This window comes from Hungatella sp. SL.1.14 (genome assembly GCF_024460495.1).
Classification (GTDB): Bacteria; Bacillota; Clostridia; order Lachnospirales; family Lachnospiraceae; genus Hungatella; species Hungatella hathewayi.
On sequence record NZ_JANFYJ010000015.1, the window covers coordinates 154,527 to 167,453 of the forward strand.

The following is a 12,927-nucleotide window of genomic DNA, read 5'->3' on the forward strand; positions in this document are numbered from 1 at the left end:
GAAAGGAGTTACCTTTATGATTTTAGCAATAGACATGGGAAACAGCAATATTGTAATCGGCGGTATCGATAACAGCCGTACCTGGTTTGTGGAACGTGTCACCACGAACCAGGGGAAGACGGACCTGGAATACGCAGTTAATATCAAAGACATCATGGCAATTCATAATCTGCCGATTTCCTCGATTGAAGGAGCCGTCGTCTCTTCCGTCGTCCCGCCTCTCACAGATGTAGTTCTCTCCGCGGTTAAGAAGATCACCGGAAAGACGCCCATGCTGGTTGGCTCCGGCATGAAAACGGGACTTAATATCATCATGGACAATCCGAAGACCGTGGGAAGCGACTTGATCGTGGACGCTGTGGCAGCCCTTAAGGATTACCCGGCTCCCATCATAGTCATCGACATGGGAACCGCTACCACCATGTCCGTCATCGATAAGTCCGGAAATTATACGGGCGGCATCATCTTCCCGGGGCTGCGCGTCTCTCTGGATTCCTTAAGCAGCCGGGCTGCCCAGCTTCCATACATCGGATTAAATAAGCCGGCCCGGGTCATCGGCAAGAACACCATCGACTGTATGAAAAACGGAATTCTCTATGGCAATGCCGCCATGATTGACGGCATCATCGACCGCATGGAAGAAGAGCTGGGCCAGGCCGCAAGCCTCGTAGCCACAGGCGGTCTGGCCCCTTCCGTCCTCCCGCTCTGCCGTCATAAAATCAATTACGATGAGGCGCTTTTATTAAAAGGCCTTCTCATTCTTTACGAAAAAAACAAATAAAATCCGCAGATCATGCGGCGGGCCGAAACCGTTTATCTGCTCATTCGCGCACCTGAAGCACGAGACGTTGCGATAAACAGGCACTTTACGGACCGCCGCCAGAAAATGGAAATAAAATTTAAATCTGGCATCGTATAAAAGCCTCCGAATAAGTACATCATTCCTTTATGACTAAAAAGAATGATGCGGAGGGAAAGACATGCCTGTATACAAAGTAGAGATCTGCGGCGTTAACACTTCAAAGCTGCCCCTTTTAAACAACGAAGAAAAAGAAGCCTTATTTAAGAGGATCCTGGATGGTGATATGGAAGCCAGAGAGGAATATATTAAGGGTAACTTAAGACTGGTTCTCAGCGTCATACAGCGTTTTTCAGGCAGTAACGAAAATGTGGACGACTTATTCCAGATTGGCTGCATAGGCCTGATCAAAGCCATTGACAATTTTGACATAACACAGAACGTACGCTTTTCCACATACGCCGTTCCCATGATTCTCGGCGAGGTGCGCCGCTATCTTCGGGACAACAATTCGATCCGTGTCAGCCGCTCTCTGCGTGACACCGCCTATAAAGCCATCTATGCAAAAGAAAATCTCATGAAGAAGAATTTAAAAGAACCTACCATCATGGAAATTGCTGATGAAATCGGCGTCAGTAAGGAGGACATTACTTACGCCTTAGATGCCATTCAGAATCCAGTCAGCCTCTACGAACCGGTATATTCTGACGGCGGCGATCCACTCTTTGTCATGGATCAGATCAGCGACAAGAAGAATCTGGAAGAGAACTGGGTGGAGGACATCTCCTTAAATGAGGCCATGAAGCGCCTTCCTGAGCGGGAACGTCACATTATCGACATGCGCTTCTTCGAGGGCAAAACCCAGACCGAGGTGGCGGAGGAGATTCACATCAGCCAGGCCCAGGTCAGCCGGCTCGAAAAAAATGCGCTTAAAAGTATGAAGGGATACCTTTCATAATTGCCTTTCGTAAAAGATAGAGAAAACTACATCAGCACCAAAAGAAAAGAAGCAGATTCTCCTGGAGCCCGGATTATCTGCTTCTTTCTGCTATTTCTTTTTGACAGTAGTCTTCTCCCACGTATCTTTGGGAGCCAGCGGAATCTCGTAATTCACATACTCCCGGTTTCCCGACAGATTCTCGAACTTCATCGTGAGCTTCCCGTCTGCCGCGGACGCAGCCACGCACTCATAGTTCTTCGCATCATAACCGCACTTATCGTAATACATAACCTCATCAAAATGGCCTTCCCGTGTCAGTACGATGGCCGGTTTTTCAGCGCTCAGCATATAAAAGGTTCCATCCACCACGCTTATTAAATTTCCGTTAAAATCTCCGAGTTTCGTTATCTCACTGAAATCAGGCTTCATGCGGTAGATCGGGCGCGGAAACTCCATGGCATTTTTCCAGCCTTCATAATAGAGATAGCCGTTGTCATAGGACAATCCCCTGCACACAGAGTAGTCGATTCCTGCCACCCGGCGGTCACTGCCGTCAGTACGGATTCCAATCAGCGATTGAGATTTAAAGCTCATAAGATCCGCCTTCCCGGCTCCGTAATAATAGATCCTGCCTTCTGCCAGAACCATCTTCTGGTTTTCCGGCTGTCCCATGATCACCATAGGATCCAGAACCCGTGTATATCCTCCCTCATCTCTCACCAGTTCCAGCCGGTCATATGGAAAATGAAGGCTTTCCGGTTCTTTTCCGTCCTGCAGTTCAAATTCCAGAGCCGTCTGCGGAGTTCTCAGAAAGTAATCGGCGCCGTCAGTTGTAAACAAATACCGTCTCTCTTCGATCTCTCCGCTGTTATTCTCCGCCATTGTGCCGTCTCCGGCAAATAAGTAAACCTGATGCATCACCATATCATCCGGATGGTACCATCCGTAAAATACATCCACCAGCTTTCCCGTCAGTTCTCCGCTGCCTGGGGACGTCCCCATTCCTCCGAGCACGGCAATGCTTCCATCGGCAAGCTTCGTCACATCGTAGTCGATGAAAGAACTCCCTGCGGTCGGATTCCGGCCGATGAAAGAATCCTCTGCATGGACGCTGTCCTCTGATTCCGGTTCCTTTTTCCCCGCATCGAGCGCACTGGTCACCGCCTCTAAATCTACGGCTCCCGCATCATCCGGTCCGATGAATAAATTCGGCATCCATTTTCCGTCTTTAAGCTGAAAACTGAACAGGCCGCAGCTTCCGTGAAATATAATCTGATCCTTGGAGGCGTAATCGATGGTAATCGTACTTTCGATCCCTTTTCCCAATACCTGTCCGGCCAGCCAGGAAGTGTCCGGCAGTTCCACAGGCATCGCCGGAGTCTCGCCGTCATCCTTTCCCGCAATAAAGATACTGGTAGGACCGTCTCCGCCTCCAATGATGGAGACCGCCTCCGAAGCCGCAGGTTTTTCCCGGACAGTCAACAGGCACAATACCGCTGCAGCCGTTACAGTCACGCCGCAGAGCGTGATCCAGAAGCCTGCTTTCTTATAGTTCAACACATTCTTTATTCTTGATTTCGTATGGCTCTCCCCAAACGCCAGAGGCAGACGCGCCCCGTTTTCTTTTTCCGCTGCTGACAGAAGCGCCAGTGAGTACTGCTTCTTTCCGCCCTCTCCCAGCTGGCCTACCACCGCCTCATCACAGGACATCTCCATGTCCCTGCAAAACAGCCGGAAGCTTACGTGGGCGATGGGGTTAAACCAGTGTACCATGACCATCAGAAGACCCAAAAGCTTGACAATATAGTCCCGACGCCGGATATGGATCCGTTCATGTCTTAGGATACACTCCCGTTCAACCTCCGTTAAATTGGCCGGCAGATAGATCACGGGACGGAAGATTCCCATGACAAAAGCGCCGGGAATCCGGTCCGACTCATAGATTGCGTGTTCCGGTCTCCTGCATGTTCCGGCTCCTTGACCATGATCGGCCTCCTGAATCTTCACCGCCGTTCCCAGCCTCCATTTCAGCCGGATATAGCCTGCGAAATGGCAGAGGAAGAAAGCCAGCATTCCTGCCTCCCAGACCACCAGCATCACAAACAGAAGGATCTGTATCGGGTTGACCGACGTAACGTGATTCGATGCCGCCATGGTCTGTTCCAGAACCTGGTTGACGGGGCGGTCTATAAAAAAGACTCCCGAATCGATGGAAGGCGTCGCTTCATAAACGATCCGCTGCTCCAGGGGATTCGAATAAAACGGCAGCAGGCTGTACGCCGACTGGAGGGAAAACGGGCACAGGAACCGGAAGATCACCACCATCCACAGCACACAGGAAAACCGCTTGGGAAGCCTCTTATACAGCAGGCGCAGAGCCATCACAAAAAGGGCGGTTAAACCCGCAGTCATGCTCATGTTCAAAAGAGTGATCATCACCTGATTCCCAGCCATTACTTCACCGCCTTTTCTATCATCTGTCTAAGCTCCTCCGCTTCCTTCTCTGTCAGCTTTCTGTCCTTTAAAAAGGCAGTCACAAAGGCGGGCAGGGAGCCGTCAAAGTTTCTGTCCACTACCGTCTCGCTCTCGTACTTTAAGACTTCTTCCCTGGGAATCAGCGAGCATACGACAGCCTGTTCATTCTTTACAAAGCCCCGGCCCGCCAGTTTTTTCAGGACCGTATAGCAGGTTGACTTCTTCCAGCCCAGCTCTTTCCCGCAGATTCTTACAAGCTCTGTGGAATTCACAGGCTCGTTATCCCAGATTACGTTCATGAAACGGTATTCGCTCTCATACAGTTTCTTTTCTTCTGTCTGCTTCTTTTCCTCTGTTTTTTTCTTTTCTTCCATTCATATGCCTCCCTGAAATCTACAGCATTGCCTGACGTTGGTCTATCGTAGTAGTCCTTCATTTAAAGTCTATCACGATAGACCTTGTATGTCAAGCGTATCTTCAGAGAGACCGCTCTTATCCACCTCCCTTTCGATCTCAAACTCCGGCCGTCCCATAAACCCAGGCGCGATCTCATACTTTTCAAAGACGACAACCGGATTGCCTTTCTCATTGATATAAAACGGAGTATCCGCCGTCACCGTTACAAATCCGCCCTCATCCATTGAAAAGAACTCCTCACCAGAATCAGCTTCCCGCTCTTTGATGGCGGCACGTATAATCTCATTCGCCTTTTCGATGTAATCCGGCCCTAAAAGGTCCTCCAGGGTAAGATACGCTCCGTCTGTAAGACTGATATTGTAGTAATACGTTTCACTGTAGGCGGAAACCCAGTTTTCGGATCCGCTTACCGCAAAAGACAGATGGGAATCATCCTGGCTTTTCAGTTCATACCATACACGAATCCGGATATCATGCTCTTTCCACTCCGCTTCCGTTCCGCCTGTATCCAGAAATGCCTTTTTGTACTCCTTCGCCCGTTCTACGGCCGCGGCCGCGTAGGCGTCGCACTTCGCCTTGATCTCCTCATTAATCTCGTCCGCCAGATTTTTCGTGTCACCGCGAATCATCTCAATCCCCGGAACCTCCACCGAAATTCCGGCATCTCCGGTGTCGGACTGCCATGATTCCGCGGTAAAAAGCCTTACGATAGCCCCAATCACCGGTATCCCCTGCATTTCTTCGGCAAACGTCGGACTGGTGTTGACTCCGACGGCTGCCACCACCGTCAGCACGGCTGCCGCGGCCAGTCCGCAGCCGGATACCATTTTACCCCGCCTTCTCCATTTTTTCCGGTTCCGTTTCTCTGTCACCGGCTGATCCGGGACTCCATGGTCTTCTTTCCTCCGCGCAGCGGCCTGCTCAATGGCCGAGGCCACGGTCTCCTCCAGCCGGTCCGGGATTGGAATATTGTCGTATACGTTCTTGCTGTCCTTCAATCTGCTCATATCACCAGCTCCTCCTTTAATGATTTAAGCCCTCTGTACAATTTCGACTTTACAGTGTTTACACTCAGTTCCATCACTTCCGCAATTTCCTGCAGTGACATCTCCTCATAAAATCTTAGCCTGATTACATTCTGGGTATCTGCCGGTAAACGGTCCAGTTCTTCAAAGAAGCCCTCCGTCTCTTCGTAACCCGGCTCCACATAGACGGCCTCCTCGCCCAGCGGTTCCCCGCTTGCGATTTCCCGGTTCTTTTTTCTGATATAATTTAGGCTCTCATGAACCAGCACTCTGTAGAACCAGGTTTTTATATAAGAGATCTCCCGGATTGACCCGTAATGCTCCAGCGCGCTGCAGATGGCATTCTGAACGATATCCAGCGCGTCGTTCTCGTTTCTGACATAGGTATAGGCCAGCCTGTAAAACTTTTTCTGATTTGCAATAATATAATTTACCACAATGTCGTAATGATCGTGTTCCATAGTTCGTCCTCTGTCTCCTTTCACAGGCATGCTGTGCTGCATTTGTTTCCATCTGCTCTATTGACAAACACAGACGGCAAAAAGTTTCAGCTTCCCGGCCGGAAAATTATATCACTGCAAAGGATGGTACGCAACAGGCAGCCGGATTTTCCTCCAGCTGCCTGTTGTTTCGTTCTATATCCTGTTTTATAACATCTTCAGTCTCCACCCTGTTTTGCTGCTTCCGTCTCTCCTTTGCACGCCGCGGGGTGAATCAGAAACTGTCGCCTGTCACGGATTTCGGAATCGTAAATTCCACAACTCCCATATATCCCGGCGCCACAGTGTATTCGTCAAACACAATCACCAGTTCTCCGTTCTCATTAAAGTAAAAGCTCTCGTCTCCTGTGATCTGATCGAAATCATCTGCAGCATCCTCTCCGGATTCAAAGAAATACATATTCGAATCGTCCGCCGCCATCCGTTCCCTCATCTGCTCCTTTATATTATCGCTGAGAGCCTTAACATAATCCGCTTTATTCCGAAATAAATCCTTCAGGGTTACTACCTGTCCGGTCGCCTTATCTATCGTGAAAATCTTCACATATTCTGCTCCGCTGGCCATAATCACAGTCGTGTTGATACGCAGGGACAGATATTTTTCATTGTCTGTCACGACCTGATACGTGGACGTCACAGAGTAGTGGCCATCACCTGCAAGATCCCCGGTTACCTCCTTCTCGTATTCGCCAATCAGCTGGTTTGCATACTCCTCGATCGACTTATTGACCTCCGCACTGGACTGATCTCCGATCGATACCTGCGGGATGTCAATCTTTGCCTCATAATTATTTTTTGTATCTTCAAAGGTACGGAAGGTCACCACTTTGGCGATGGTTCCGATCACCGGAATATTTTCCATAGCGTTTGCAGTCGCAGGGCTTACATTTGCCATTACTGTAATGGCAAAAAGCGCGGCCGCGGCTGTCAGTCCTGTCTTTTTCGTAAACTGTATCACGTTTCTCCTCCTCTTTTCTTTCTTTGCCTTTTCGATTCCTGCCATCATGCTTTCCCTGGCCGAAGCCGGCACCGGGATGGTATGATATGCTTCCTTTAACTGTTCTAATTTGCTTCTGCCGTCATTTTCCATCTATAAAGTCCCCTTTCTATGACATCTCTGGCTCCAGTTCAATTCTCAGTTTTTTCAGCGCCCGGTACAGCCTTGCCTTAACCGTATTGACATTTAAGTCCAGCACCACAGCGATTTCTTCCAGCTTCAGTTCCTCGATCACCTTTAACACGACAATGGTGCGGTCCTTTTCCTCCAGTGATTTCAGCAGTTCCATGGGATCATCCTCGTGATAGACATCCTCATGGGGAATCTCCACGCCCTCTAAGCCGATGCTCTCCTTCTGTCTCTTTCTCAGAAAATCAACGGCCGTATTCATCACCACACGGTAGATCCAGGTGGACAGATAATCCGGTTCCCTCACCTTACTGATATCTTTCATTACCTTATACGCACTTTCCTGGACAATGTCCAGCGCATCCTGTTCGTTATTGACATAGCTGTAGGCGAGACGATAATACTTTTCATAATTGGTCAGGAGTATTTGCTCAGCTTCAGCTTCTATATTCTTCTTCAAATATTTTTCCTCCTCTCTCCTCTTCTGTCTGTTAGACGTTTTCTGCAGCAGAAAAGTTGCGAAAATCTATTGAAATATATCATAAAAAATGGCACCCGGAAAGCCTGCTGCCTCTCCGACGTGCCACATTTCTGATTATACTATAAATGGAATTATTTTAAAAGAAAAACGGATAAGTATTTATTCCCGCCATTATTCAAAACGCACAATTTCTTTTTTCAGTCTCTTCATAATCTTCTTTTCAAGACGGGAAATGTAGGACTGGGAGATTCCAAGCAAATCGGCCACCTCTTTCTGGGTCATCTCCTCCCCCTCCTCATCCGACAGGCCGAAACGAAGCTCCACGATCTTTCTCTCCCTCGGGCTCAGCCGGCTGATAGCGGAATTTAAAAGATTTCGCTCCACCTCGGTCTCTAAGTCCTTATAGATCACATCCTCGTCTGTTCCCAGGATATCGGACAGCAGAAGCTCATTTCCATCCCAGTCCACATTTAACGGCTCGTCGATGGAAACCTCCATCTTCGTCTTGTTATTACGCCGTAAATACATGAGAATTTCGTTCTCAATACAGCGGGAGGCGTATGTGGCCAGTTTGATGTTCTTTCCGGGATTAAAGGTATTGATCGCCTTGATTAAGCCGATGGTTCCAATGGAAATCAAGTCTTCCACGCCGACGCTGGTGTTGTCAAATTTTTTGGCTATGTAGACGACAAGGCGGAGATTATGTTCGATCAGCTCCGATTTCGCACTCTGGTCATCTTCGCCTCCCAGCATGGCTATCACTCTCGCTTCGGACTCGTTATCCAGCGGGGCCGGAAGAATGTCGGCTCCGCCGATGTAATGAATCTCTCCCTGCTTCGGCATCATCAGCGTCTTAAAGGTTGGTACGGCTTTAAACTGGAAACGGTTTGGTACGGAAACTTTTAATATCATATCGGTAATCTCTCCTTTTTAATCAATTCGCCCGGCGAATTGGTGCGAACGCCGTCATGCATGCATGACATAATGCCTTGGGGCGCGCTGCACATCCGCCGGAGGCTTCCGCATTCAAAAATGGATCACACCACTTTTGAATGTGGAAACTAATCTTCATGCAGAAGCATCTGGTATTCCCCGTCTGCACACAGGGGACGGCGGCAGACAGCCACCAGAGGCTTTTCTATAATTTTCACGTCACTGCCCTGGCGTATTTCCATTTCATCCAGGAAAATCCCGGGCATTACGCCTTCCTTCTTTCCCACACTCCCGAAGGGAATGTAAATAACAGAGGACACACTCTCGCACAGCTCTTTAAGCGCCTCGTAGGTCACCACGTGGACAGGCCGGTGCGTCACGGGCTCATACAGCCGGTTTCCGGTATCGAGAAGCGCCGTCACCGTCTTTTTCCGCCCTCTGTAATGCATCGTCACTTCATAAAAGTGATTCCGGTTCTTTCTGGCCTCCAGAACGAAGCCCAACACACCCCTCACGCCAAAATATGCGCCAGCAGCCAGCAGCAAAAGCCGGTAAAAGGGCATGGCCGCCCGGCTGTTTCCGCGAAGGATCTGTTCTATATAATAACCGGCCATCGTATGCTGGTAGAGAACCTGCATGACTCCGGCCATCATGACGGTTACCAGATAGAGGCAGGCTACAGCCCTGCCCATCTCCCGTTTTTTTCTTACACCAAACGCAGTCGCCACCATCAGGCAGCTGACCACTGCGTAGGTCATAAAAAAAGAGACTGCGGGGGGAATGGACGGAAATGCCGCGCATAAGGCGGCCCAGGCTGCTCCCAAAGCAGCGCCTGCCAATTTTCTGTATCTGCCCGCCCGGTATCTCATCACCTTTCCGGTTATGGATAGCACAAGATAATCCAGGATCATGTTTATGACAAAAAACACATCAATATATAAGTCAACCGTCACGAAAAGATTTCTCACCTCCTGCCCTGTATGAACATTATAGTCAGAGAGACCTTCAGATTTTGTCAAATCTACGGCCCTGATTCCTGTTTTTCATCGCCTTTTTCCCGGTATTTTCTTCCTTTTTCGACAGTTTATATTCGAACATCCATTTGCTCCTGCCGTTTTTCTCCTGATCACAACTCCGTCGGCACGTGTCCGGATTCCAGGCTGTATTTGGCAGACGGTACCTTCTTCTGCCAAATACAGCCCGGGAGTACTTTCCGCCTTCCAAAAAGAAAAGAGTCGAACCCGGCAGAATGATTTCCACCGGGTTCGACTCTTTTCTTATAAAATTTATTTGTGGGGACAGGTTACTCGCCTAACTGAGCGATGCGCTCCTTCACCTGATCCATCATCTGTGTATACTTTTCCAGTTTGGCCTTTTCTTCCTCCAGCTTGGCCGCCGGTGCCTTGCTTACGAACTTCTCGTTGCTCAGCATTCCCTTTACGCGGGCCAGTTCTTTGGTCAGCCGCTCCTCTTCCTTCTTCAACCGCTCTTTTTCCTTCTCGATATCAACCAGCTCAGCGAACGGCATATAGATGACTGCCTGATGAATAACCGCAGATACGGCGTCTTCACCGATTCCTTCCTTATCCTTCTGTAGTACGATTTCACTGGCATAGCCAAGCATTGCGAAGAATACGCGGCTGTTTTCAAAGATATCCAGAACCTCACTGTTCTCCGATACAACGTATACCTTTGCCTTCTTGCTGGGCGGAACATTCATGGATGTACGTACATTCCGGATGCCCCGCACTGCTTCCTTGATCGTTTCTACCGCATGCTCTTCCCCTGCAAAATTCCACTCTTCCTTATACTCCGGCCATGCGGATACCATAATCGACTCTTCTTCGTCCTGAAGATTGCAGAAGATTTCCTCGGTAAGGAACGGCATGTACGGATGGAGCAGCTTCAGGGAATTGATCAGTACGGTCTTTAAAGTCCAGATGGCCGCCGCCTTCGTCGTATCCTCCTCGTTCCAGAGTCTCGGCTTCACCATCTCGATATACCAGTCACAGAATTCCTCCCAGATAAAGTCATAAACCTTCTGAAGAGCGATTCCCAGTTCAAACTTGTCTAAGTTGTCCGTCACATCGCGGGCCAGGCTGTTGGCCTTGGAGAGAATCCATTTATCCGCCATGGTCAGATCAGAAAGTTCTGCCCGGCTGTCGGGCGCCTTCTCGATGTTCATCATGATAAAGCGGGATGCATTCCATACTTTGTTGGCAAAGTTCCGGCTGGCTTCCACTCTCTCCCAGTAGAAACGCATATCGTTTCCGGGAGCATTGCCGGTAATCAGCGTCATACGCAGCGCATCCGCGCCGTACTTGTCGATAACCTCCAGCGGATCGATGCCGTTGCCTAAGGACTTGCTCATCTTGCGTCCTTCGGAATCTCTGACCAGGCCATGCATCAGCACGGTGTTAAACGGCAGTTGTCCGGTATGTTCAATTCCCGAGAACACCATACGGATAACCCAGAAGAAAATAATATCGTAACCGGTCACCAGCACGTCTGTCGGGTAGAAATACTTTAAATCCTCTGTCTCTTTGGGCCATCCCAGTGTGGAGAACGGCCACAGAGCGGAGGAGAACCACGTATCGAGCGTATCCTCGTCCTGAGTGAGATGCGTGCATCCACACTTCGGGCACTTCTCCGGCTGGCCTTTGCTTACGACGATCTCTCCGCATTCATCGCAGTAATAGGCGGGAATCCGGTGTCCCCACCACAGCTGTCTGGAGATACACCAGTCGCGGATTCCCTCCAGCCAGTGCAGATACGTCTTGTCGAAACGCTCCGGCACAAATTTCAGTTTTCCAGTCTTTAAAGCCTCGATGGCCGGCTTAGCCATCTCCTCCATGCGTACGAACCACTGCTGCTTCACCAGCGGCTCTACCGTGGTCTTACAGCGGTCATGAGTTCCCACAGCATGGGTATGAGGAACCACCTTGACCAGAAGCCCCAGTTCCTTTAAATCTTCCACAATGGCCTTTCTGGCCTCATAACGCTCCATTCCATCGTATTTACTGCCGGGCAGGCTGATGGTCGCGTCATCGTTCATAATCGTAAGTTCCGGAAGGCTGTGGCGTTTTCCCACTTCGAAGTCGTTGGGGTCGTGGGCCGGTGTGATCTTCACACAGCCGGTACCGAATTCCTTGTCTACATAGGAGTCGGCAATCACCGGGATGGTGCGTCCTGTAAGAGGCAGTTCAAGCATCTTCCCTACCAGGTTTGTATAACGCTCGTCCTCAGGATTGACTGCCACAGCCGTATCTCCCAGCAGTGTTTCCGGTCGCGTGGTAGCGATTTCCACAAAGGAACCCTCTTCGCCGACAACCGGATAATTGATATGCCAGAAAAATCCGTCCTGATCTGCATGCTCCACCTCCGCGTCTGATATGGAAGTCTGACATACCGGACACCAGTTAATAATTCTGGAGCCCTTGTAGATATAGCCTTTTTCATACAGACGGATAAATACTTCCTGCACCGCTTCCGAACATCCCTCATCCATGGTAAAACGTTCTCTGTCCCAGTCTGCGGAAGAGCCCATCTTATGAAGCTGATTGATAATGCGTCCGCCGTATTCCTTTCTCCAGTCCCAGCATTTTTCCAGGAACCCGTCGCGGCCTAAATCTTCCTTATCGATGCCCTGCTTCTTCAGGCTCTCGATGACCTTAACTTCAGTGGCGATCGCCGCATGGTCAGTGCCGGGCTGCCAGAGCGCCTCGTATCCCTGCATGCGCTTGTAGCGGATTAAAATGTCCTGCATGGTGTTGTCCAGCGCATGGCCCATATGGAGCTGGCCTGTAATATTAGGCGGAGGCATCACAATGGTAAATGGTTTCTTATCCGGATTAGGCTCCGCATGGAAATACTTTTTGTCCAGCCATTTCTGGTACAGCTTGCCCTCAATTTCGGCAGGGTTATAGTTTTTTTCCAGTTCTTTCATAGTACTCTCCTTATCTGTTTTCTCTCTGAAATTTTTTCCTAAGACTTTTCTTTGAGGCTGTTTTTCTAAGGCTGTCTGCCCTGTTTCATGAAGTTCTGAAACCTTTCAAAATTCCCTGTCTGGCTCAATTCTGTCCGACAGGAGTAACTTCGTACTGCACAAGAAAGTGCCTTCGGCACTTCAACTCCCCTAGCCCCTCATTCATGAGGGGAATTTAGGGACTTCCTTTTTGCTGCTTTTTTCTTATAATAGTCTTATGAACACTTTCCAGCATATTTTTAACGA

General features: G+C 49.4%; 11 protein-coding genes. 2 read left to right on the plus strand and 9 right to left on the minus strand.

Translation table 11 applies throughout. The annotated features are described in order from the left end of the window. Positions 1-16: 16 nt before the first annotated feature. Positions 17-781 carry a type III pantothenate kinase gene (locus tag NE473_RS17060; RefSeq protein ID WP_006776719.1) on the plus strand — a complete coding sequence of 255 codons (765 nt, stop codon included), beginning with the start codon at positions 17-19 and terminating at the stop codon, positions 779-781. 199 nt (positions 782-980) lie between these two features. Continuing rightward, a complete protein-coding gene (sigG, locus tag NE473_RS17065; RefSeq protein ID WP_006776721.1) occupies positions 981-1,757 on the plus strand; it encodes an RNA polymerase sporulation sigma factor SigG in 777 nt (258 codons plus the stop codon). 90 nt (positions 1,758-1,847) lie between these two features. Here the strand turns inward: sigG and NE473_RS17070 are convergent, their stop codons facing one another. From NE473_RS17070 to NE473_RS17110, 9 genes are all read right to left on the minus strand, one after another. Beyond that, positions 1,848-4,193 carry a M56 family metallopeptidase gene (locus NE473_RS17070; protein WP_081034953.1) on the minus strand — a complete coding sequence of 782 codons (2,346 nt, stop codon included), beginning with the start codon at positions 4,191-4,193 and terminating at the stop codon, positions 1,848-1,850. Beyond that, the gene (locus NE473_RS17075; protein ID WP_006776724.1) at positions 4,193-4,588 is read right to left on the minus strand and encodes a BlaI/MecI/CopY family transcriptional regulator; all 396 of its coding nucleotides are present in this window, start codon (positions 4,586-4,588) and stop codon (positions 4,193-4,195) included. The genes NE473_RS17070 and NE473_RS17075 overlap by 1 nt, the downstream gene beginning before the upstream one ends. A gap of 72 nt (positions 4,589-4,660) precedes the next feature. Beyond that, positions 4,661-5,638, minus strand: a complete 978-nt coding sequence (locus NE473_RS17080) for an RsiV family protein (protein ID WP_055651139.1) — start codon at positions 5,636-5,638, stop codon at positions 4,661-4,663. Continuing rightward, the gene (locus NE473_RS17085) at positions 5,635-6,117 is read right to left on the minus strand and encodes an RNA polymerase sigma factor (RefSeq protein WP_055651140.1); all 483 of its coding nucleotides are present in this window, start codon (positions 6,115-6,117) and stop codon (positions 5,635-5,637) included. Before NE473_RS17085 ends, NE473_RS17080 begins: the two co-directional genes overlap by 4 nt. A gap of 253 nt (positions 6,118-6,370) precedes the next feature. Beyond that, a complete protein-coding gene (gene rsiV, locus NE473_RS17090; RefSeq protein WP_055651141.1) occupies positions 6,371-7,246 on the minus strand; it encodes an anti-sigma-V factor RsiV in 876 nt (291 codons plus the stop codon). A 16-nt stretch (positions 7,247-7,262) separates the two neighbouring features. After that, positions 7,263-7,742, minus strand: a complete 480-nt coding sequence (locus NE473_RS17095) for an RNA polymerase sigma factor (RefSeq protein ID WP_022033650.1) — start codon at positions 7,740-7,742, stop codon at positions 7,263-7,265. 192 nt (positions 7,743-7,934) lie between these two features. Beyond that, positions 7,935-8,675: an RNA polymerase sporulation sigma factor SigE gene (gene sigE, locus NE473_RS17100; RefSeq protein ID WP_006777876.1), complete on the minus strand. Its 741-nt coding sequence runs from the start codon at positions 8,673-8,675 to the stop codon at positions 7,935-7,937. Positions 8,676-8,824: 149 nt separating this feature from the next. Further along, the gene (locus tag NE473_RS17105; protein WP_039893615.1) at positions 8,825-9,649 is read right to left on the minus strand and encodes a sigma-E processing peptidase SpoIIGA; all 825 of its coding nucleotides are present in this window, start codon (positions 9,647-9,649) and stop codon (positions 8,825-8,827) included. A gap of 350 nt (positions 9,650-9,999) precedes the next feature. Continuing rightward, on the minus strand, positions 10,000-12,642 hold the full coding sequence (locus NE473_RS17110) for a valine--tRNA ligase (protein WP_055651144.1): 2,643 nt from the start codon (positions 12,640-12,642) through the stop codon (positions 10,000-10,002). Positions 12,643-12,927 lie beyond the last annotated feature (285 nt).